18 protein-coding genes are annotated in these 21,302 nt (G+C 73.0%); 11 read left to right on the top strand and 7 right to left on the bottom strand.

The features are described 5' to 3' along the window. The first annotated feature begins 57 nt into the window (after positions 1–57). A complete protein-coding gene (locus RY076_RS04260; protein ID WP_323096351.1) occupies positions 58–753 on the top strand; it encodes a TrmH family RNA methyltransferase in 696 nt (231 codons plus the stop codon). Positions 754–757: 4 nt separating this feature from the next. On the opposite strand, the gene RY076_RS04265 is transcribed toward RY076_RS04260, so the two are convergent. After that, positions 758–1,993, bottom strand: coding sequence for a citrate/2-methylcitrate synthase (locus RY076_RS04265; protein WP_323096352.1), 1,236 nt, complete (start codon positions 1,991–1,993; stop codon positions 758–760). Positions 1,994–2,114: 121 nt separating this feature from the next. On the opposite strand from RY076_RS04265, the gene RY076_RS04270 reads away from it, so the two are divergent. Then, positions 2,115–3,320 carry a citrate/2-methylcitrate synthase gene (locus RY076_RS04270; protein WP_323096353.1) on the top strand — a complete coding sequence of 402 codons (1,206 nt, stop codon included), beginning with the start codon at positions 2,115–2,117 and terminating at the stop codon, positions 3,318–3,320. A gap of 85 nt (positions 3,321–3,405) precedes the next feature. After that, the gene (locus RY076_RS04275; RefSeq protein ID WP_323096354.1) at positions 3,406–4,695 is read left to right on the top strand and encodes an MFS transporter; all 1,290 of its coding nucleotides are present in this window, start codon (positions 3,406–3,408) and stop codon (positions 4,693–4,695) included. 351 nt (positions 4,696–5,046) lie between these two features. Here RY076_RS04275 and RY076_RS04280 read toward each other — a convergent pair whose 3' ends face one another. Genes RY076_RS04280 through RY076_RS04295 form a run of 4 tightly spaced genes read right to left on the bottom strand, consistent with a single transcriptional unit; the run spans position 5,047 to position 9,398 of the window. Further along, a complete protein-coding gene (locus RY076_RS04280) occupies positions 5,047–6,315 on the bottom strand; it encodes an ABC transporter permease (RefSeq protein WP_323096355.1) in 1,269 nt (422 codons plus the stop codon). Beyond that, positions 6,312–7,274, bottom strand: a complete 963-nt coding sequence (locus tag RY076_RS04285; RefSeq protein ID WP_323096356.1) for an ABC transporter ATP-binding protein — start codon at positions 7,272–7,274, stop codon at positions 6,312–6,314. Before RY076_RS04285 ends, RY076_RS04280 begins: the two co-directional genes overlap by 4 nt. Before the next feature lie 34 nt (positions 7,275–7,308). Then, complete coding sequence (locus RY076_RS04290; protein WP_323096357.1) at positions 7,309–8,022, bottom strand: response regulator transcription factor; 714 nt, start codon at positions 8,020–8,022, stop codon at positions 7,309–7,311. Continuing rightward, positions 8,019–9,398: a sensor histidine kinase gene (locus tag RY076_RS04295; protein WP_323096358.1), complete on the bottom strand. Its 1,380-nt coding sequence runs from the start codon at positions 9,396–9,398 to the stop codon at positions 8,019–8,021. The genes RY076_RS04290 and RY076_RS04295 overlap by 4 nt, the downstream gene beginning before the upstream one ends. A 91-nt stretch (positions 9,399–9,489) precedes the next feature. Here RY076_RS04295 and RY076_RS04300 point away from each other — a divergent pair, with 91 nt between their 5' ends. Continuing rightward, entirely contained in the window at positions 9,490–10,617 is a 1,128-nt protein-coding gene (locus tag RY076_RS04300) for a M24 family metallopeptidase (protein WP_323096359.1), read from the top strand. 19 nt (positions 10,618–10,636) lie between these two features. On the opposite strand, the gene RY076_RS04305 is transcribed toward RY076_RS04300, so the two are convergent. Continuing rightward, positions 10,637–12,088 carry an NAD(P)/FAD-dependent oxidoreductase gene (locus tag RY076_RS04305; RefSeq protein WP_323096360.1) on the bottom strand — a complete coding sequence of 484 codons (1,452 nt, stop codon included), beginning with the start codon at positions 12,086–12,088 and terminating at the stop codon, positions 10,637–10,639. A 33-nt stretch (positions 12,089–12,121) separates the two neighbouring features. Between RY076_RS04305 and RY076_RS04310 the strand changes: the two genes are divergently transcribed. The 7 genes from RY076_RS04310 to lysS all read left to right on the top strand — a co-directional run bounded on the left by RY076_RS04310 (position 12,122) and on the right by lysS (position 19,602). Continuing rightward, positions 12,122–12,961 carry a GNAT family N-acetyltransferase gene (locus tag RY076_RS04310; RefSeq protein WP_323096361.1) on the top strand — a complete coding sequence of 280 codons (840 nt, stop codon included), beginning with the start codon at positions 12,122–12,124 and terminating at the stop codon, positions 12,959–12,961. A gap of 134 nt (positions 12,962–13,095) precedes the next feature. After that, positions 13,096–14,124: a class II fructose-bisphosphate aldolase gene (gene fbaA / locus RY076_RS04315; protein ID WP_323096362.1), complete on the top strand. Its 1,029-nt coding sequence runs from the start codon at positions 13,096–13,098 to the stop codon at positions 14,122–14,124. Continuing rightward, complete coding sequence (locus RY076_RS04320; RefSeq protein WP_323096363.1) at positions 14,121–14,528, top strand: DUF3151 domain-containing protein; 408 nt, start codon at positions 14,121–14,123, stop codon at positions 14,526–14,528. Before fbaA ends, RY076_RS04320 begins: the two co-directional genes overlap by 4 nt. A gap of 20 nt (positions 14,529–14,548) precedes the next feature. Then, positions 14,549–15,352 (top strand): Cof-type HAD-IIB family hydrolase, encoded by an 804-nt coding sequence (locus RY076_RS04325; protein WP_323096364.1) that lies wholly within the window; start codon positions 14,549–14,551, stop codon positions 15,350–15,352. Positions 15,353–15,425: 73 nt separating this feature from the next. Continuing rightward, positions 15,426–16,256 (top strand): MerR family transcriptional regulator, encoded by an 831-nt coding sequence (locus RY076_RS04330; RefSeq protein ID WP_323096365.1) that lies wholly within the window; start codon positions 15,426–15,428, stop codon positions 16,254–16,256. 209 nt (positions 16,257–16,465) lie between these two features. Then, positions 16,466–17,776: an adenylosuccinate synthase gene (locus tag RY076_RS04335; protein WP_323096366.1), complete on the top strand. Its 1,311-nt coding sequence runs from the start codon at positions 16,466–16,468 to the stop codon at positions 17,774–17,776. A gap of 38 nt (positions 17,777–17,814) precedes the next feature. Next, positions 17,815–19,602 carry a lysine--tRNA ligase gene (gene lysS, locus RY076_RS04340; protein WP_323096367.1) on the top strand — a complete coding sequence of 596 codons (1,788 nt, stop codon included), beginning with the start codon at positions 17,815–17,817 and terminating at the stop codon, positions 19,600–19,602. An 82-nt stretch (positions 19,603–19,684) separates the two neighbouring features. Here lysS and RY076_RS04345 read toward each other — a convergent pair whose 3' ends face one another. Further along, complete coding sequence (locus RY076_RS04345; RefSeq protein ID WP_323096368.1) at positions 19,685–21,244, bottom strand: M4 family metallopeptidase; 1,560 nt, start codon at positions 21,242–21,244, stop codon at positions 19,685–19,687. Positions 21,245–21,302 lie beyond the last annotated feature (58 nt).

Here is a 21,302-nt window from a genome sequence, read left to right on the forward strand (position 1 = left end):
GTCGGTGCGGGTCGGTGCGGGTCGGTGCTCCGATGCGCCCGCTCGTAGACTCGGCCGGTGCCCCACGACCCCCGCGAACCCACCGCCTCGCCGGCTGCCGCCGTCGGTGCCGAGGTCGGTGCCGAGGGCGGTGTCGAGGTCGGTGTCGAGGTCGGTGTCGGCCCGTGGGAGGGCGCCTGGCCCGAGGGGGCGCACTGGGACCCCGAGCTGCTCGCGCACGGTGACCGCCGCAACGTCGTCGACGCCTACCGGTACTGGCGCCACGACGCGATCGTCGCCGACCTCGACACCCGTCGGCACGACTTCCACGTCGCCGTCGAGAACTGGGGCCACGACTTCAACATCGGCTCCGTCATCCGCACCGCCAACGCCATGGGCGCCCGGGCGTTCCACATCGTCGGCCGCCGGCGCTGGAACCGGCGCGGCGCGATGGTCACCGACCGCTACCAGCACGAGCACCACCACGCCGACGCCGAGGCGCTCGCCACGTGGGCGCGCGAGGCCGGCCTCGTGCTCGTCGGGGTCGACAACCTGCCCGGCTCGCTGCCGCTCGAGACCTACGACCTGCCCCGAGGCTGCGTCCTCGTCTTCGGCCAGGAGGGGCCCGGCCTCAGCGAGCCGATGCGGGCGGCGTGCGAGGTGGTGCTGCACATCGAGCAGTTCGGCTCGACGCGCTCGATCAACGCCGGGGCCGCCGCAGCCGTGGCGATGCACGCGTGGGTCCGCCGCCACGTCTTCGACCAACGACCCTGACCTCTCAGGCGGAGGGGTCGCGGCCGCGCCAGCGCAGGGGCTCCTCCGCGTACTCCTCGACGACGTGCGCCGCGACGCCGAACGAGCGGGCCACCTGGAAGAGCACCTCGCCCGCGGCGGCCGGCAGCCCGAGGGCGTGCAGGGCCGCGGCACTCGCGAGGTCGATGTTCGGCAGGGCACCGGTGCGCTCGACGACGACCGCCGCCAGCGCCTCGACCCGCTCGACGACGGGCTCCGCGCCCGGCAGCCGGCGGACGCGCTCGAGCACGACCTCGGCCCTCGGGTCACCGTCGGGGTAGAGGAAGTGCCCGAACCCGGGCACGACGCCGTGGGTGCGCAGCGCCCGCGCCACGGCATCGGACGCGTCGGGCGTGCCCGACGCGCCGGACGTGCCGGACGCGTCGGCGAGGAGGGCGTGTGCGGCGACGGGAGCGGCCCCGTGCAACGGGCCCGCCATCGCTGCGTAGGCGGCGACGAGGCAGTCGTGCAGGCCGGCTCGGGTCGAGGCGGCCACCCGGGCCGCCACGGTAGAGGCGGTGAGGCCGTGGTCGAGGAGCGTGACGAGCAGGACGCCGACGACCTCGGACGCGTGGGGCGCCGGGCCGCCGCCGAGCGCGGCGAGCGTGAGGTCGGCTAGGGGGTCGAGCGTCGAGCCGGCCCGGACACGGGTACCGCCGGCGAGCGCGACGGCACCCGCAACGACCCCGGGTGCAGCCGCGCGGACCCGCTCGGGGTCGGTGTCGCCGGCGAACGGGTCGGACGCCGCGAGCAGCTGCACGGCGACCGGCACGCGGCGCTCGAGCGGGAGGTGGACGAGCGCGCGCGCTGCCGGCCGCGTCGCCTCGATGAGTCGTGGCATCCGCGGCAGCGTTACGTCAGCGTCCGAGAAGTGCTGGGGTGCAAGGGAACCCAGGATCAGGCCGGTGACGCGCTCTACCGACCCGACGTCGACGGCGTCGTCGAGCGGCACGCCCCGGTAGCGCAGCTCACCCTCGACCTGGCTGCTCACGGCGGTGGCCACGGTGCGGAACCTCAGCACCGAATGGGGCGTGCCGACGGCGCGCGTGGCCGAGGCCATGGCCTCCACCTGCGCGCGGTCGAAGAGGCTCTCCTGCTGGCCGGGCCGCCGCTCGCTGCGCAGCAGCCCGCGGCTGACGTAGGCGTAGAGCGTCGCGCGCTTGACGCCGAGGCGCTGGGCGGCCTCGGTCGTCGTGATCCACGGGCTGCGCGATGCCGTCACGGCTCCTCCTCGGGGGTGGCTGGCTCGGTCGGTGTTGACCCGATCAACGTTGACCAGATCAACATTGACGATGTTGATCAACATGGCTGAGGGTGACGAGTGAACCCGAGAGGAGCACGCCATGTCCACCCACGCCTCAGCCCCGATACCCGCCGCGTCGCCTGCGCCGACCCCCGCCGGTTTCGTCATCGTGCCGCCCGGCCTGTCCAAGGTCGTCGTCACCGACACCGAGATCGGCGACGTCCGCGGCGACGAAGGCTTCTTCCACTACCGGCAGTACTCGGCCGTCGAGCTGGCCGAGGCCGTCGGCTTCGAGGAGGCCTGGCACCTGCTCTTCCACGGCCACCTGCCCTCCGCCGCCGAGCTCGACGCCCTGCGCTCCGAGGCCGGCCGCCTGCGCGTCCTGCCGCCGGCACTCGCCGACCTGCTGCCCGCGATCTGCGCCACGACCACTGACTCGCTCCAGGTGCTGCGCACCGCGCTGTCGGCGTGGGGCGGCATCACCGGCCAGCGCCTGCTCTACGACGCCGGCGAGGACGAGCGGCTCGCCTCGGCCATGGCCGCCGTGGCGGTCACCCCGACGATCCTCGCGGCGTCGCACCGCCTCCGGCACGGGCTCGACCCGGTGCCTGCCGACCCCGACCTCGACCATGCCACCGACTACCTGCGGATGGTGACCGGCTCACTGCCCACCGAGCGCGACGCCCGCGCCGTCGAGCAGTACCTCGTGGCGACGATGGACCACGGCTTCAACGCCTCGACCTTCACCGCCCGGGTCATCGCGAGCACCGGCTCGGACCTCGCGGCCTGCCTCGTCGGGGCCATCGGCTCCTTCGCGGGGCCCCGGCACGGCGGCGCCCCGAGCCGTGCGCTCGAGGCCCTCGAGGAGATCGGCACGCCCGACCGCGCCGAGCCGTGGGTGCGCGAGCAGGTCGGCAGCGGCGCCCGCATCATGGGCTTCGGCCACGCCGTCTACCGCACGCACGACCCCCGGTCGGAGATGCTCAAGGGCGTCGCTCGCCGGTGGGACGACCCGCTCGTGGACTTCGCGATCGGCGTCGAGGCGACGATCGAGCGGGTCCTGGCCGAGCTCAAGCCGGACCGCCCGCTCTACGCCAACGTCGAGTACTACGCCGGCGTCGTCATGCGCCTGGCCGGGCTCGAGCCGAGCATGTTCACGCCGACCTTCTGCGTGGCCCGCGCCGTCGGCTGGACCGCGAACGTCCTCGAGCAGGCCCGCGACCCGAAGATCATCCGGCCCGCGGCCCGCTACGTCGGCCCGCCGGCGCCGCAGCCGGTGCCGGCGCGCACACCGGCCACCGCCTGACGCGACGCGACGGTGCGCCCCCTAGGTTGGTGCCCGGCCGCGGTGTCGGACGACGCCGGGCCGGGCACCAGGGGAAGGGGCCGTCGTGGAGGTCGGCGAACCGCTCGGGCACGGCAGTGCTGCCGGTGCGACCCGGCGCCACGCGACGTTCGCCCGCTACTGGTTCGCCGACGCGGTGTCCAACCTCGGCACGTTCGTCTCGGCGCTCGCCCTGCAGCTGCTCCTCATCGAGACGCTCCATGCCGACCAGGTGGCCCTCGGCGTCGTGCGGTCGGCGCAGTGGCTGCCCTACCTGCTCTTCGGCCTCCTCGCCGGTGTCGTCGTGGACCGGGTGCGCCGCCGCCCGCTGCTCATCGGTGCCGACGTGCTGTGCGCGGCGGTGCTCGGCGCCGTCGGGTTCCTCGCGCTCACCGGGCACCTGACCGTGCCGGTCCTCGCGGTGCTCGTCTTCGTCGTCGGCTCCGCGTCGATGTTCTTCAGCGCGGCGCACCTGTCGCTGCTGCCGACGATCGTCGAGCCGGCGTGGCTGCCCACGGCGAACGCCCGCCTCGCCCAGACCTACTCGGCGACGCAGTCCCTGGGCCCGCTCGTCGGCGGGGCGCTGGTGCGGCTGCTGTCGGCGCCGGTCGCCGTGCTCGTCGACGCGGCCTCCTACGCCGTATCGGCGGTCGTCCTCGCCACGCTGCGCGTCGAGGAGCGACGCCCGGAGCCGGCCGCGGACGAGCGACCGCGACACCTGTGGACCGAGCTGCGCGAGGGGGCGGCCTGGGTCTACCGGCACGCGACGCTCGGGCCCTACGCCGTGTCGCTGCACCTCTGGTTCTTCGCCAACGGCATCGTCACCACGGTCCTCGTGTACTTCGCCACGACCGAGCTGCACCTCGACGCGCTCGGCATCGGGCTGGTCCTCGCCGCGACCGGCGTCACGGGCGTCGTCGGGGCGGGGCTCGCGCCCCGGCTCGGCGTTCGCTTCGGCACCGGCCGGGTCGTCCAGGCGACGGAGTGGGCCAACCCCGTCGCGTACGCCCTGCTCCTGCTGGCGCGGCCCGGCCCGGCCGCCATCGTCTGGCCGCTCGTGGCCAACGCCCTCTTCGGGCTCGCCATGGGGGTCAAGGGCCCGCTCGAGATGAGCTACCGCAACCTCGTGACGCCCGACCGGCTCCGCGGCCGGATGAACGCGACGATCCGCTCGTTCAACTGGGGCACCATCGCCGTCGCGGCCCCGCTCGGTGGCTGGCTCGCAGCGTCGTTCGGCAACCGCGTCGCGATCGGGGTCGGCGTCGTGGGCCTCGCGGCGTCGGCGCTGTGGCTCTGGTGCTCGCCCTACCGGCACGTCACGGTCGAGGGGGAACGGCCCGCAGGCGTCCGGGCATGACAACGGGCCCCGACCAATCGCGGTCGAGGCCCGTTCGGCGCGGCCCAGGGGAGCGATCCGAGCCACGCACCACGCATCCGGCGTCCCCTCCACGGTAGGCGCCGGCGGCCGCGGCCGGCACCCGCAGTCGGTCTGCACTCGGCAAGGACTTCGCAGGTGCAGGTCGGCTGCAAGTAAGGACGCGCGTCGCACGGCCGCGTCGGTCGGCCGCTCCTCCGGGAGTAGAGGTATCGCGTCGCGGCGACCCGCGACGAAGCACCTCGGCCCGTCCGCCATCCCCGGGAGTCGACGTGTCGCATCGCGCTCGAGCGCGACCGGATACCTCCACCCGGACGCGTCCGGGCCGTGGCGTCAGTCGGCCGTGCGCAGCGCCTGCCGCCACGACACGCGGCCTCGCGTCTGCAGCAGCGACCGACGGTAGATGCGCTCGCCGACGACGACGGTGACGGCCGAGAACACGACCATGACGAGCAGCGACAGGACCGCCTCCCACCATGACGCGTCGCCGGACAGGATCCGCGCCGGCATCGTCACGACCGAGGCCACCGGCACGTACGAGGCGACGGTGAGGGCCGTGCCGCTCAGGCCGAAGCTGACGACGTAGACGAGCATGAGGATCGTCGTCATCGGGGCGGTCGTGCTCTGCAGGTCCTCGGTGCGCGAGGCCAGCGCCCCGGCCACGGCGAACAGGCAGGCCAGGGCGAAGAACCCGACGGCGAAGAAGAGGACGAACCACACGACCGCCGTCGACAGCGTCGGCAGCAGGGCCGAGAAGTCGGTGAACGACACCATGACGAGCCCCACCCCGGCGATGAGCACGACCTGACCGAGGGCGATGGCGGCGTTGCCGACGACCTTGCCGGCGAGCAGCTGGCGCACCGGGATCGCCGTGGCGATGATCTCGACGAGGCGCGACTGCTTCTCCTCGACGACGCTGGCCGCGATCTGCTGGCCGAACATCATCGCCGACATGAAGAAGAGCAGCGCGAAGGCGAACGTGACGGCCTTGACGAAGCCCGTGTCGATGCCGCCGCCGGAGAACCGGTCGAGCGCGAGGGTCGAACCCTGCTGCAGCGCCGTCAGGGTCGTGCCGGCCGCGGCGGCGTTGCGCTCGAGGGCGTCGGTGCGCACGGCCTGCTCGAGCGCGGTGCGCAGCCCCGTCGGGACGTCGTCGGCGGACGTCACGGTCCAGCCGGTGTCGGTGCGGTGCAGCCACACGTCGGCGTCACCGTCGGTCACGGCCGCCCGGGCCGCCGACGCGCTGGTCACCGGCTTCGTCGTGACGACGGCCGTGTCGTCGGTGGCGTGCGCGGCCCGGCCCGTGGCGGCCACGAGCGGGCCCGCGGCCGACGCGTCGGTCGTGCTGACGGCGACGGTCCACGTCGTCGTGCGGCCGGACTGCCAGGCGGCGAAGGCGCCGTAGCCGGCGAGGAAGACCAGGGTCAGCGCCGTGGAGACGAGGAAGGCGCGGTTGGTGAGCCGCACGACGACCTCGCGCATCGCGACGACCGTCCAGGCGCGGCCGACGCCCTCGTGGGACAGGTGGCCCGGTTCGGAGTCGCCGACGCGTTCGTGCGTCGGGTGGTCGAGCCCGTCGGGCTGGTTGCGGGTCGTCGTCATGCCGTCACCTCGCGGTAGATCTGGGCCAGCGACGGACGCTGGGGCGCGAACTCGTGGACGTCGCCGCGCCGGACCGCCTCGGCGAGCAGGGCCCGCTCGGCGCCGGGCTCGACGACCTCGACGAGCGCGCTCGACCCCTCCACGTCGACGGCGTGGACTCCGGGGACGCCGCGCACCCAGCCGGCGTCGCCCGACAGGACGATGCGGTGACGCACCACCGAGCGCGAGCGCAGCTCGTCGGGGCTACCGTTCGCGACGACGCGACCGCGGGAGAGCACGACGAGCCGCTCGCAGAGCCGCTCGACGAGGTCGAGCTGGTGGCTGGAGAAGAGCACCGGCACGCCGCGGGCCGTGTGCTCACGCAGGAGGTCGGCCATGTTGTCGACGGCCACCGGGTCGAGGCCGCTGAACGGCTCGTCGAGGACGAGGGCCTGCGGCTGGCCCATGAGCGCGGCGATGATCTGCACCCGCTGCTGGTTGCCGAGCGACAGCTTCTCGACGTGGTCCTTGGCCCGGTCGGTGAGCCCGAGCCGCTCGAGGTGCTCGGTGACCGAGGCCCGCGCCGCGGCCGTCGACAGGCCACGGAGCCGCCCGAGGTAGACGAGCTGGTCAAGCACCGGCTGCTTGGGGTAGAGGCCGCGCTCCTCCGGCATGTAGCCGAACGTGCGCCGGTCGCCCGCGCTGATCGGCCGGCCGCCCCAGAGCACCTCGCCGCTCGTCGGCGCCAGCACGCCCATGATCATGCGCATCGTCGTCGTCTTGCCGGCGCCGTTCCCCCCGACGAAGCCGGTGAGCAGCCCCGGCGGCACGGTGAACGACACGCCGTCGACGGCCCGCACCTGCCCGAACGTCCGGGTCAGGCCGCGCACCTCGACGCCTCCTGCGGACGCGTCCGGCGGGTGCGCCGCGTCGGCGTCCCGGTGGTCCGGCCGGTGGTCGGTGTCCCCGAAAGTCGTCATGTCTCCACGCTAGGCCGGGCCGGCGCCCGGCGGATCAGCCCGGAGGAGGAACGTCGGTGTCCCCCGCGCGGATGAGCCCGGCCTCGTAGGCGAGGACGACGGCCTGGACACGGTCGCGCAGGTGCAGCTTCGACAGGACGTTCGACACGTGGGTCTTGACGGTCGCCTCGCCGAGCACCAGGTGGGCGGCGATCTCGGCGTTCGACAGGCCCCGCCCGACGAGGCCGAGCACCTCCGTCTCTCGCGGGGTGAGCCGGTCGAGCTGCGCGTCGCGCGTGTCGCCAGGGTGCGCGGATCCGCCTGCACCCGTGCGTTTCCCGCCCGACGCCTCGCCGCTCGTCATGCGTTCGATGACCCGACGCGTCACCTGGGGTGCGAGCAGGGCGTGCCCACCCGCGACGGCGCGGACGGCGTCGACGAGCTGCTCGGGCTCGGCGTTCTTGAGCAGGAACCCGCTCGCCCCGGCCGCGAGTCCCGCGAAGACGTAGTCGTCGCGGTCGAAGGTCGTGAGGATGACGACCTTCGACAGGTCGGCCTCGACGATGCGTCGGGTGGCCTCGATGCCGTCGAGCACCGGCATCTGCACGTCCATGAGGACGACATCGGGCCGCAGCTCGGCGGTGCGCCGTACGGCCTCGGCGCCGTCGGCGGCCTCGCCGACCACCTCGAGGTCGTCCTCCACCGACAGGATGAGGGAGAAGCCGGAGCGGACGAGCTGCTGGTCGTCGACGAGCAGGACGGTCGTCACGGGGTCTCCTCGGGCAGCGGCATGCGGACGCGCACACGGTAGCCGCCGGTGACCCGCGGGCCGATCTCGCCGACGCCACCGTGTGTCGCGAGGCGCTCGCGGATCCCCAACAGTCCCAAGCCGGTTCCCGACGTGCCCGTGCGCGGGCGGCCGTCGTCGAGCACCTCGACCTCGGCGTACCCGTGGGCGAACCCGGGCTCGGGGCGTCGGTCGACCCGGACGAACACCTGGGCCGCCCGTGCGGTCGAGTGGCGGCGCACGTTCGACAGCGCCTCCTGGGCGGTCCGGTAGAGCGAGAGCCCGAGCGGCCCGGGCACGCCGTCGAGCGCACCCGGGGTGTCCTCCACGACGCGACAGTGCGCGTCGAGTCCGGACTCACGCGTCTGCTGCACGAGCGCGGGCACGTCGGCAAGGCGCGGCTCGGGCGCCCGCGGCGTCGGCCCGGCGTCCTCGTCGGCCGACCGCAGCGTACCGAGCAGCGCCCGCATCTGGGTCACGGCGTCGCGGGAGGAGCCCTCGACCGCGCGCAGCGACGCCTCGGCGACGTCGACGTCCCGCCGGAGCGTCCGGCGGGCGGCCGCCGCCTGGATGCCGATGACCGACACGTGGTGGGCCACGACGTCGTGCAGCTCGCGCGCGATGCGAAGGCGCTCCTCGACCACGGCGCGGCGCTGCAGCTCGGCGGCCTGCTCCTCGATCGTGTGGGCCTGGGAGGCGAGCCGTTCGCGGTGCAGCGCCGCACGCCAGGCCGCCTGCCCACCGATGATCGCGCCGCCGAAGTAGAGGACGTTGACGAGCAGCGTGTACACGACGTACGCGGTGGAGGGGGAGAAGAGCCCCTGGCGAGGCAGCGGCTTCCCCGCATGCCCGAGGGCCTCCTCGACGCCGCTGCCCACCGCGAGCTGCCAGGTGAGCCAGCCGAACATGAGCAGGACGATCCCGGTGACGACGGCGAGCATGGCCCGACGGTCGCGGGCCCACGCCACCCCGGTGAAGATCGCGAGGAAGTAGACGACCTGCATCGGCATCGAGCTCACGACGGGCGGCAGCGTGATGCCGACGACGAAGAAGTGCAGCGAGAGCCACACCGCGACGAGCAGCGGCCGCTGCCGGCGCCAGGCGAGGGGCAGGGTCCCGGCCGCGACTGCGACGTGGGGCCAGACGTAGGAGCCGGAGAAGCTGCCGAGGGCGTCGATGCTCCGCAGCAGCTCGACGCCGAGCGAGCCCGCCACGAGGAACGCCGCCGCGAGCACTGCATCGGTCCGGCGGGCCCGCGCCGGGTCGTCGGGGACGCGCTCCCAGGCCTCGTCGACGCCGAACCACGCCAGCAGGCGGGTGCGCCACGGGGCGCCGGACGCGCGGTGTCGGGTCGCCATGTCGCCAGCGTAGGCAGCGCACGCCGTCGGGGCCTCCCTCTGAGGGCGGAGGCTGTGCGGGCGCCCCGGGCGCCCGGAGTACGGTCGGCGCATGGGCACCCACACCTCGGTCCTCGACGTCACGACGATGCGCTCACGCCTCGACCGGTTGCGGGGTCACGCGGCCGACGCCGGCCTCGCGTCGGTCGTCGTGTCGCCGGGCTCGGACCTGCGCTACCTCGTCGGCGTGGCCGGGTCGTCGTTCGAGCGGCTGACCGCCCTCGTCGTGCCGACCGACGCGTCCGTGGCGCCGGTGTTCGTCTCGCCTCGGCTGGAGTTCGCCGGGCTCGGGCACGTGCCGTTCGGCGACCTCGGCGTCGAGGTGCGCACGTGGGTCGACGGCGAGGACGCGTACGCGCTGGCTCTCGCCGGCGTGCCCCGTGGGCCGGTGGCGGTGTCCGACATGACCCCGGCGCTGCACGCCCTGCGGCTGCGCGACGCCGGTGCCTCCGAGCAGCAGCTGGCGGGGCCGGTCCTGCGCGAGCTCCGGATGCGCAAGGACGCCGCCGAGCTCGAGCAGCTGCGCCTCGCGGGCGCGGCCATCGACCGGGTGCACGCGCGCGTGGGGGAGTGGCTGCGGGCAGGTCGCACCGAGGCGGAGGTGGCTGCGGACATCGCCGCCGCGATCGTCGAGGAGGGCCACGCCGTGGCCGATTTCGTCATTGTCGGGTCGGGCCCGAACGGCGCCAGCCCGCACCACGAGGTCAGCGACCGCGTCGTGCAGCAGGGCGACGTCGTCGTCGTCGACATCGGCGGTCCGCTGCCCTCGGGCTACAACTCCGACAGCACCCGCACCTACGCCGTCGGCTCGCCCACCGAGCCCGACGTCGCCGAGGTCTACGCGGCGCTGCAGGCCGCGCAGCAGGCGTCGGTCGACGTCGTCCGACCCGGCGTCACGTGCCAGGACGTCGACCGTGCCGGCCGGGCCGTGCTCGCCGAGGCCGGCCTCGCCGAGCACTTCATCCACCGCACCGGCCACGGCATCGGGCTGGACGTCCACGAGGAGCCGTACGTCGTCGAGGGCAACGACCTGCCCCTCGAGGCCGGCATGACCTTCAGCATCGAGCCGGGCGTCTACCTCACCGGCCGCTGGGGCGCGCGCATCGAGGACATCGTCGCCGTCACCGACACCGGCGTCGAGCGGTTCAACACCCGCCCCACCGAGCTCACCGTGCTCTGACGTCCCCGGCCGCCGGAGGTCACGAGTCGAAGCCGACGCCCATCCGGTCGAGCGCGCGCAGCCACAGGTTTCTGCGGCCGGTGCGGTCCTCGGCGGCGAGCGAGGCACGCGTGGCGGCCACCGCCGCATAGCGCACCGGCTCGGGCGGGAACGGCACCGGCTTGCGGCGCACCATCCCGAGCCGGGTCAGCTCGGTGTCACGGCCGTCGACGAGGTCGAGGGCCACGGCCGCACCGAAACGCGTCGAGGCCACGCCGAGGCCGGTGTAGCCGACGGCGTAGGCCATCCGGCCGCCGAGCGCCGTGCCGAACACCGGCGTGAACCGCGAGGTCGTGTCGATGACGCCGGCCCACCGGTGCGTGAAGCGGATGCCCTCGAGCTGCGGGAAGAGGTCGAGGAAGTGGTCGGCGAGGAGCCCGTGCGAGGCGTCGTTCTGCTCGAGCGCCGGGTCGATGCGCCCGGGGAAGTGGTAGTTCGCGTCGTACCCGCCGAAGAGCACCCGGTCATCGAGCGTCCTTCTGTAGTAGTGGAACTGGTTGCCAGCATCGGTGAGACCCTCGCGGCCCTCCCAGCCGATGGCGGCCAGCTGCGCGGGCGTCAGGGGCTCGGTCATGAGCACGTGGTCGTACACCGGCAGCACCCACGCGCTGAACCGCTTGAGCACGCCCTGCGAGGCGTTGGTGCCGATAACGACGCGTCCGGCGTGGATCGACCCGCCGTCCAGACGCACCCGCACGCCCGAGCCCTCGGCGTCGAAAGCCGTGGCGCGCGTGTGCTCGTGGATCCGCACCCCGAGCGCCTCCGCGGCGCGGGCCAGTCCCCACACGAGGCGGGCCGGGTCGACGAGCGCCACCTCGGGGTCGTACATGCCCCCGAGGTAGCGGGGTGAGTCGACGCGGGCCCGGACCTCCGCGACGTCGAGCAGCAGGGCGGGCACGCCGTGTGCCCGGTGCAGCTCGTAGGACTCACGCACCGACGGCACCTGGTGCTCGGTCAGCGCGAGGGTCAGTTCGCCCGGGCGGTGCAGGTCGGCGTCGATGCCGTGCCGCTCGAGGGTTGCGACGATGGCGTCGAAGTTCTCGGCGGCGAGGCGGTCGAGAGTGCCCATCTCGTCGGGCCAGCACGCCATGCCCTGCGCGAGCCCGTGGGTCAGCGAGGGTGCCATGAAGCCGCCGTTGCGCCCCGACGCGCCGTCGGCGATTCGTCCGGCCTCCACGACGACGACGTCGCGCGACGGGTCGGCCTCCTTGGCCTGCAAGGCAGCCCACAGGCCGGTGAACCCGCCGCCGACGACGAGCAGGTCGGTGCGCGGTGCGGCTCCGGTGAGGGCCGGGCGTGGATCGGGCCGCTCGAGGCGATCCGTCCAGAACGGGAGCGGCCGGGCGTCGGCCAGCGCCCGCGTGGCCCGGTCGCTCAGCGATCCGTCGGGTCCGTGGGTGCGAGCTGCGCTGCGCGCGTGGAAAAGAGGCATGACGAACGGATTCGACCATGCTTGGCTGGGCGTGTGAACCCCTCTTCGTTCCAGAGCGATGCCCCTCCTGCCGACACCTCCGAGCTGCTCCGCGTCTTCCACGACGAGACCCGCGCGCCGATCCGCGTCGGCACCCCGCAGCGGCCCCTCGAGGTCGACGGCCTCGTGCGGCGCGAGTACGAGGTCGACGGCGGCCGCTGGAACATGATCGAGAGCCCCGACGGCCTGGGCCCGGACCCCGACGCGTGGGACGCCGTCATCGAGCGCCAGCGCGAGTTCTTCGCCGGGCTCGGCCTGCGCGTCGAGTGGAAGACCTACGACTACGACGAGCCCGCCGACCTCGGCGAGCGCCTCGTCCGCGCCGGCTTCGTCAAGGAGGACGACGAGGCGCTCATCCTCGGCGAGGCCGCACCGCTCGCCGCCCAGGAGATCGAGCTGCCCGAGGGCGTCGTCGTGCGCGCCGCCGACTCCGACGCCGACTTCGAGCGGATGGCCGCGATGCTCGAGGAGGTCTGGGGCGAGCCACAGCCCTGGGTCGTCGACTCGCTGCTGCCGCGCTGGACCACCGAGCCGGGGTCGATGGACGTCGTCGTCGTCGAGGAGACGCGCGAGGGTCCGGTGCTCTGCGCGGCCCGCTCGGAGTACGACACGAGCCGCTTCACCGGTCTCTGGGGCGGCTCGACGCTGCCGGAGTGGCGCGGCCGCGGCCTCTACCGGGCCACGCTGCTGCACCGGGCGCGCCTCGGCCTCGCCCGCGGCAACGACTTCGTCCGGGTCGACGCCTCGCCCGACTCCGAGCCGATCCTGCGCCGCCTCGGGCTGCACCGGGTCGCGACGACGACGCCGTACGTCTTCGACCCTGCGGCGGGCTGAGCGGGCGCTCACCGAGGGGTGGGCACCGCTGACCGGAGGCAGGTCGGCGTGGCAGGATCGTCGGCGGACCGGATCGCCGTGGGGCCCACCATCCTCAAACAGCGCCCCACCCGCACGAGACAGCAGGAGACGCCATGCCCATCGCCACCCCCGAGGTGTACGCCGACATGCTCGACCGCGCGAAGGCCGGCTCCTTCGCGTACCCCGCCATCAACGTCTCGAGCTCGCAGACGCTGAACGCCGCGCTCAAGGGCTTCGCCGACGCCGGCTCCGACGGCATCATCCAGGTCTCCACCGGCGGTGCCGACTACCTCTCCGGCCCGAGCATCAAGAACATGGTGAGCGGCTCGCTCGCCTTCGCGGCCTACGCGCACGAGGTGGCCAAGAACTACCCCGTCAACATCGCGCTGCACACCGACCACTGCCCCAAGGACAAGCTCGACGGCTTCGTGCGCCCCCTGCTCGCCGCGTCTACCGAGCGGGTCAAGGCCGGCGGCACCCCGTGGTTCCAGTCGCACATGTGGGACGGCTCGGCCGTGCCGCTCGACGAGAACCTCCAGATCGCGCAGGAGCTGCTCGCCCTCGCCAAGGCCGCCAACGTCATCCTCGAGATCGAGGTCGGCGTGGTCGGCGGCGAGGAGGACGGCGTCGAGGGAGCCATCGACGAGAAGCTCTACTCCACCCCCGAGGACGCCATCGCCACCGTCAAGGCACTCGGCGCCGGTGAGCACGGCCGTTACCTGACGGCCCTCACCTTCGGCAACGTCCACGGCGTCTACAAGCCGGGCAACGTCAAGCTGCGTCCCGAGATCCTCCTGCAGGCCCAGCAGGCCGCCGCCAAGGAGCTCGGCCTGTCCGACGACGCGCGCCCCTTCGACCTCGTCTTCCACGGCGGCTCGGGCTCGCTGCCCGAGGAGATCTCGGCGGCCGTCGACAACGGCGTCGTCAAGATGAACGTCGACACCGACACGCAGTACGCCTTCACCCGCAAGATCGCCGACTGGATGATCTCCGGCTACGCCGGCGTGCTCAAGGTCGACGGCGAGGTCGGCAACAAGAAGCAGTACGACCCGCGCGCCTGGGGCAAGGCGGCCGAGGAGGCCATGGCGGTGCGCATCGTCGAGGCCTGCACCGCGCTGCGTTCGGCGGGCACGCACCAGTGAGCGACAACCTGCTCGGCATCCCCGAGACGCGCCTCGCCGTCGACCCGGCCGCCGAGAAGCTCGACGCCGGGGTCGACCCCATCCAGGTGGCGGCCGCCTTCCCCGCGAGCTCGCTCGCCTGGGCGACCCTCGCCGAGGACGCCCTCGCCGACGGCGACCGCGACGTCGAGGCGTACGCGTACGCCCGCACCGGCTACCACCGCGCCCTCGACGCGCTCCGCAAGTCGGGCTGGCGCGGCCAGGGCCCGGTGCCGTGGTCGCACGAGCCGAACCGTGGCTTCCTCCGGGCGCTCGCGGCGCTGTCGCGCGCCGCCCGCGCCATCGGCGAGAGCGACGAGGAGCAGCGGTGCGCGCAGTTCCTCCGCGACTCCTCGGCCGAGGGTGCTCGCGAGCTCGGCCTCTGAGCGGTTCGCCCGCCCACCTCATGACGCTCTTCTGCTCCGACGTCGACGGCACCCTGCTCGACCACCGACGCACCCTGTCCGACCGCACCGTCGCCGCCATCCGGGCGGTGCGGTCGGCGGGGCACACGTTCGTGCTGTGCAGCTCGCGCATGCCCGCCTCGCTCGAGGGGCTCGAGCGGCTCTGCGGCGTCGAGCCAACTCCGCTCGTCGCCTACAACGGTGGCCTCGTCCTGCGGGCCGACCGGTCCGTCGTCACCGACGTCGCCATCGCACCCGACGACGCCAGGGCCGCCTACGCGGTGTGCGAGCGACTAGGCCTCCACGCCAGCTTCTTCGCCGGGGACGACTGGTACGCCTGGGGATCCGACGAGTGGACCGAGCGCGAGGCGACCATCACCGCCGTCGACCCGAGCGAGGCGTCGGCGCACGACTACGTCGCGAGCGGACGCGTCGACACCCGCCCGCCGCACAAGGTGATGGCGATGGGCGACCCGTCCCTCGTCGACCAGCTGGAGGACGCCCTGGCCGATCGGGCCGGCCTCGTGACCTACCGCTCCAAGGACACCTACCTCGAGATCGCCAACGCGGCCTGCTCCAAGGGCGACGGGCTGCGGGCCCTGGCGGGCGAGCTCGGCGTCGACGTCACCGACACCGTCTTCTTCGGTGACAACCACAACGACGTCTCGGCGTTCGCCGTCGCGGGCACCGCGGTTGCGGTCGCCAACGCCGTCGACCCGGCGCTCGACGCCGCGTCGGTCGTCACGGGGCACCACCGCGAGGACGGCGTCGCGGAGTACCTCGAGGGCTGGCTCGCACGCGTCTGACGGTCCGTCCGGAATGCTTGACCCCGAAGGCGCTTGACCCTGACACGGTGTCAGGCGATGGGCTGGAGGGACCATGTTGAGTATCGGAGACTTCGCCCGGCTCGCCGGGGTGTCGGTGCGCATGCTGCGCCACTACGACGCCCTCGGCCTGCTCCGGCCCGCCCGCGTCGACCCGGCGTCCGGCTACCGCTCGTACTCGGCCGCGCAGCTGGACCGGGCCAACCGGCTCGTCGCGCTCAAGGACCTCGGGTTCACCCTCGAGGACTGCGGGCGCCTGCTCGGCGACGAGGTGCCCGTCGAACAGCTGCGCGGCATGCTGCGGCTGCGTCGGGCCGAGCTCGCCGCGCAGATCGACGCCGACCGCGGCCGCCTCGAGCAGGTCGAGCACCGTCTCCGGATGATCGAGAAGGAGAACACCATGTCACCGTCAGTCGCGCTCGACCCCTACACCGAGCAGGCGCTGCCCGCGGTCCGTGTCGTCCAGCTGTCCGGACGCGTGTCCGACGGCCAGCAGGTCGGCGAGGTCGTCGGCCCCCTGTTCGGGCAGGTCGACCACGCCGTCCACGCCGCGCACCTGACCCCCGCGGGCCCGTCGATCGGCCACTACACGATGGACGGCGACGCGATGGTCGCCGCCGCTGCCTACCCCGTCGGGCCCGACGTCGGGCCCGTCGAGGCCGAGGGCGCTGGTCTCGAGCTGGCCGACCTGCCGGCCGAGCCGCGGGCACTCGTCACGACGCTGCGCGGCCCGCTGAGCGGCATCGGCGAGGCGTGGCAGACGCTCTCGCGCGAGGTCGAGGCCCGGGGGCTGTCCTTCGCCGGGCCGTGCCGCGAGATCTACCACGTGTCCGGGATGGACGACCCCGAGAACTGGGTGATCGAGCTGCAGCAACCCGTCGCCTGAGCGGTCACCGCGTCTGCCCTCTGCGTTGCTCCGCAGGACGAGCCACCAGGCGGATGGCTCACCACGTGGAGCAACGCAGAGCGCACGCGGAGTCCCGGGGACCACGCGGCGGGACCCTGTCGGCTGCTCCCGAGCGGACGGCGTCCGGGGCAGGCGTCACGAACCGATAACCTTGCCGTTGGTTCGGACCACCAAGGGAAGGCAGACCGATGCCGGCGATCGTGCTCGTGGGAGCGCAGTGGGGCGACGAGGGCAAGGGCAAGGCGACCGACCTGCTCGGCAGCAGCGTCGACTACGTCGTCAAGTTCAACGGCGGTAACAACGCCGGCCACACCGTCGTCATCGAGAAGGACGGCAAGCGCGAGAAGTACGCGCTGCACCTGCTGCCCTCCGGCATCCTGTCGCCGAACTGCACACCGGTCATCGGCAACGGCGTCGTCGTCGACCTCGGCGTCCTCTTCGAGGAGCTCGACGGCCTCGACGCGCGCGGCGTCGACACGAGCAAGCTCAAGGTCAGTGCCAACGCGCACGTCATCCCGCCGTACAACCGGACCCTCGACAAGGTCACCGAGCGCTTCCTCGGCAGCCGACGCATCGGCACCACCGGCCGCGGCATCGGCCCGACGTACGCCGACAAGATGAGCCGCATCGGCATCCGCGTCCAAGACCTCTACGACGAGGGCATCCTGCGCCAGAAGGTCGAAGCGGCGCTCGCCTTCAAGAACCAGGTGCTCGCCAAGATCTACAACACGCGCGCCGCCGACGTCGACGAGGTCGTCACCGAGCTGCGTTCCTACGCCGAGCGCCTGGCGCCGATGGTCACCGACACCGCTCTCGAGCTCGTCCAGGCCCTCGACCGGGGAGAGACCGTCCTCTTCGAGGCCGGCCAGGCCACGCTCCTCGACGTCGACCACGGCACCTACCCGTACGTGACGTCGAGCAACGCCACCTCCGGCGGCGCGTGCACCGGCTCGGGCGTGCCCCCGACGCGCATCGACTCGGTCATCGCGATCCTCAAGGCCTACACGACGCGCGTCGGGGAGGGCCCGTTCCCCACCGAGCTCAACGACGACATGGGCGAGTTCCTCCGCAAGACCGGCGCAGAGTTCGGCGTCACCACCGGGCGTCCGCGGCGCTGCGGCTGGCTCGACGTCGTCATCGGCCGGTACGCCCAGCGGATCAACGGCGTCACCGACTTCGTCGTCACCAAGCTCGACGTGCTCACCGGCCTCGACACGGTCCCGATCTGCGTCGCCTACGACGTCGACGGCGTCCGTCACGACGAGATGCCGGTCAGCCAGAGCGACTTCCACCACGCGACCCCGATCTACGAGGAGATGCCCGGCTGGTGGGAGGACATCACCCACTGCCGCACCTTCGAGGAGCTGCCGCAGAACGCGCAGAAGTACGTGCTGCGCGTCGAGGAGCTCATCGGTGCACGGGTCTCCGCGATCGGCGTCGGCCCGGGCCGCTCCGAGATCATCGAGCGCTTCCCGCTCAAGCCCAGCGTCGCGAGCTGACGGCATCCCACGAACCTGCTTGAACCCGAAGGACTTCCATGAGTGACACGGCTACGACCGCCGTTCCCGAGCCGCTCGACTGGGTGACGCGCCTGGCCGACGACGTCATCGCCGAGGCGAAGCACCGCGGCATCGAGAAGATCGTCTGCGCCTCGGGCATCAGCCCGTCGGGCCCGATCCACCTCGGCAACTTCCGCGAGCTGATCACGCCGCACCTCGTCGCCGACGAGATCAAGCGGCGCGGCCTCCCGTGCGAGCACATCCTGTCCTGGGACGACTTCGACCGGTTCCGCCGCGTGCCCAAGCGGCTCGAGGGCGTCGACGAGTCGTGGGAGCAGTACATCGGCAGGCCGCTGACGTCGGTGCCCGCGCCGGCCGGTTCGCCGCACGCCACGTGGGCCGACCACTTCAAGGCACCGCTGCTCGAGGCCATGGCCGCCACGGGCATCGAGGTACGCGAGATCAGCCAGACCGAGCAGTACCGGGCCGGCGCCTACCGCGACCAGGTGCTCCTCGCGATGCGCGAGCGTGCCGCCATCGACAAGGTGCTCGACCAGTACCGCACCCTCGAGGCCGAGGCCGACGCGCGCCAGAAGGCGTCGGGCAAGGGCAAGCGCCAGGACCCCAAGGCCGCGAAGCTCACCGAGGAGCAGGCGGCCGCCGCCACCGAGGCCGAGCGCGGCTCCGGTGCGGCGGGCGAGGACGACGGCAGCGAGGGCACCGCGGGCTACTTCCCGTTCAAGCCGTACTGCAGCGTCTGCCACACCGACTTCACCACCGTCACTGCCTACGACGACGACTCGCACGAGCTGGCCTACACCTGCACGAAGTGCGGCCACACGGAGACGGTCAACCTCGACACGTTCACCGACGGCAAGCTCGTCTGGAAGGTCGACTGGCCGATGCGCTGGGGCTACGAGGGTGTGCTCTTCGAGCCGTCAGGCGTCGACCACCAGAGCCCGGGCAGCAGCTTCGTCGTCGGCAAGGACCTTGCGCCGGTCTTCGGCTGGGAGCGTCCGATCGGCCCGATGTACGCCTTCGTCGGCATCGCCGGCATGGCCAAGATGAGCTCGTCCAAGGGCGGCGTGCCGATCCCGAACGACGCGCTCGAGGTCATGGAGCCGCCGGTGCTGCGCTGGCTCTACGCCCGGCGTCGCCCGAACCAGAGCTTCGACGTCGCCTTCGGCCCCGAGCTGCAGCGCCTCTACGACGAGTGGGACGCCTTGAACCGCAAGGTCGCCGGCGGCGACGCCCAGCCCGGCGACCTCGCCGCGCACCTGCGCGCCACGTCGACCGCGTCCGGCGCGCTGCCCGCAACGCCCCGGCCGATGCCGTTCCGCACCATCGCCTCGGTCATCGACATTACGCAGGGCGACGAGGCGCAGGCCGTGCGCATCCTGTCCGAGCTCGACCCCGACAACCCGGTCGGCTCCACCGACGACCTGCGCCCGCGGCTCGACTGCGCCGAGCGCTGGATGCTCGGCTACGTGCCCGCCGAGGACCGCACGATCGTGCGCGAGACCCCCGACGCCGACCTGCTCGCCGGCCTCGACGACGAGCAGCGCGAGTCGCTTCGCCTGCTCGTCGAGGGCCTCGACGAGCACTGGTCGGTCGACGGCCTGACCCACCTCGTCTACGCCGTGCCGAAGATCCAGCGCGGCATCGACCCCGAGGCCAAGGTCAAGGACCCCGAGCTGTCCGCGGCGCAGCGCGCGTTCTTCGTCCTCGTCTACCGCCTGCTCGTGTCCACGGACACCGGCCCGCGCCTGCCGACGTTGCTGCTGGCCGTCGGGGCCGACCGCGTCCGCACGCTCCTCGGTCACTGACGCGGCCTGACGTCCGCAACCCCGCAGTCGAAAGAGCAGTCCGTCCCGGAGGACGGACTGCTCTTTCGGTCGATGGGTGCGGTCAGCCGACGCTGACGGCGCTCCACGAGGCGGCGGTCGCGGCGTACTGCGCGCTGCCGGCGCCGTAGAGGTCGACCGCGGCCGAGAGCATCCCGGCCCGGGCGCCCGCGTAGTTCGTGGACGAGGTCCAGTACGTCGTCAGCGCGCGGTACCAGATGCGTGCGGCGGCGTCGCGGCCGATACCGGTCACGGTCGAGCCGTTGCACGTCGGGCTGTTGTAGGCGACACCGTTGATCGTCTTGGCGCCGCTGCCCTCGGAGAGCAGGTAGAAGGCGTGGTTGCCGACGCCCGAGGAGTAGTGGACGTCGAGCGTCCCGACGCGCTTGCTCCAGCAATTGGCCGAGGCGCCGTCCTTGCTCGGCTGGTCCATGTAGCGCAGTGGCTTGGCCGAGCCGAGGGCGAAGCGCTCACCGATGAGGTAGTCGCCGGGGTCGCCGGCGGTGTTCGCGGTGAACTCGACCATGGTGCCCATGACGTCGGAGGTCGACTCGTTGAGCCCACCGGACTCACGGGCGTAGGTCAGGCCGGCGGTCGCGGAGGTCACGCCGTGCGTCATCTCGTGGCCGGCGACGTCGAGCGAGACGAGCGGGCCGTAGCTGACGCCGTCACCGTCGCCGTAGCGCATGCAGAAGCAGGTGTCGCTCCACGACGCGTTGACCCAGTTGGTGCCGACGTGCACGAGGCTGCGAGCGCCCTTGCCGTCGTTCTTGATGCCGTTGCGCCCGAAGGTGTTCTTGTAGAAGTCCCACGTCGCGCCGACGCCGAAGTCGGCGTCGACGGCCGCGCTCTGGCGGTTGCTGTTCGAGCCGGTACCCCACGTGTTGTCGGCGTCGGTGAACAGCGTGCCGGTCGTGGAGGACGTCGAGCCGTTGTTGCCGTCCTCGGTGCGGGCGCCGCCGCGCGTGCCGTCGATCATCTGCCACTGACCGCCCGACGGCGTCGTCTGGACGGTGACCGTGCCCAGGTAGAGGCTGTTGCCGGTGCCGGCGTCGTTGATCTCGGTGGCCCACTGGTCGACGACCGAGCCGGTGCGGGCGTCGACGAAGACGACCTTGCCGGCGGGCTCCTGGTGGGCCCCGATGCCGTCGACCTGGGTCTTCCAGACGAGGCGGGCCGGGCCCTGGAGCGCGTAGACGGCGAGGCTCGGCGTCGCCGTGCGGACCGTGAAGCCGGCGTCGCGTGCCGCGGTGTCGGCGGCGCGCTGGGCCGACACCGTCGGCGTCGTCGATCCGACACGGACGGCGGACGCCGCGGCGTTGACGCCCTTCCAGCCGCCGGCCTTGTCGGTGTGGACGACGAGGTCGCCGCCGACGACCGGCAGGCCCTTGAACGTGCGGTCGAACCGGACGTGCGTGGCACCGTCGGCGTCGGTGCTGACGTTCCTGGTCGTCAGGCCCTGGTCCGCGTCGAGTCCGAAGGCGGCGCCGTGCGCGCGGGCCGCGCTGATCGCGCGGTCGACACCGCTGGTGCCGGCCTGGGCGGTGCCCGTCGTGGTCATGGCGAGTGCCGTGGCGGCGATGGCGACCGTGGCGGTCGCCGTGGTGATGAGGCTCTTCTTCAAGAGTTCTCTCCTGCGTGAGTTGGGCCCCGAGGCGCGGCCGGGTGACCGCCCGGCAAAT

Origin of the sequence: Intrasporangium zincisolvens, assembly GCF_034724055.1 — a bacterium.
GTDB lineage: Bacteria > Actinomycetota > Actinomycetes > Actinomycetales > Dermatophilaceae > Monashia > Monashia zincisolvens.

What these genes read in the sequence shown, in the direction of transcription:
- RY076_RS04330 (WP_323096365.1), top strand. Translation starts at nt 15,426, where the DNA reads ATGTTGAGTATCGGAGACTTCGCCCGGCTCGCCGGGGTGTCGGTGCGC.
- RY076_RS04285 (WP_323096356.1), bottom strand. Translation starts at nt 7,274, where the DNA reads ATGACGACTTTCGGGGACACCGACCACCGGCCGGACCACCGGGACGCC.
- lysS (WP_323096367.1), top strand. Translation starts at nt 17,815, where the DNA reads ATGAGTGACACGGCTACGACCGCCGTTCCCGAGCCGCTCGACTGGGTG.
- fbaA (WP_323096362.1), top strand. Translation starts at nt 13,096, where the DNA reads ATGCCCATCGCCACCCCCGAGGTGTACGCCGACATGCTCGACCGCGCG.
- RY076_RS04280 (WP_323096355.1), bottom strand. Translation starts at nt 6,315, where the DNA reads ATGACGACGACCCGCAACCAGCCCGACGGGCTCGACCACCCGACGCAC.
- RY076_RS04335 (WP_323096366.1), top strand. Translation starts at nt 16,466, where the DNA reads ATGCCGGCGATCGTGCTCGTGGGAGCGCAGTGGGGCGACGAGGGCAAG.
- RY076_RS04300 (WP_323096359.1), top strand. Translation starts at nt 9,490, where the DNA reads ATGGGCACCCACACCTCGGTCCTCGACGTCACGACGATGCGCTCACGC.
- RY076_RS04270 (WP_323096353.1), top strand. Translation starts at nt 2,115, where the DNA reads ATGTCCACCCACGCCTCAGCCCCGATACCCGCCGCGTCGCCTGCGCCG.
- RY076_RS04305 (WP_323096360.1), bottom strand. Translation starts at nt 12,088, where the DNA reads ATGCCTCTTTTCCACGCGCGCAGCGCAGCTCGCACCCACGGACCCGAC.
- RY076_RS04325 (WP_323096364.1), top strand. Translation starts at nt 14,549, where the DNA reads ATGACGCTCTTCTGCTCCGACGTCGACGGCACCCTGCTCGACCACCGA.
- RY076_RS04295 (WP_323096358.1), bottom strand. Translation starts at nt 9,398, where the DNA reads ATGGCGACCCGACACCGCGCGTCCGGCGCCCCGTGGCGCACCCGCCTG.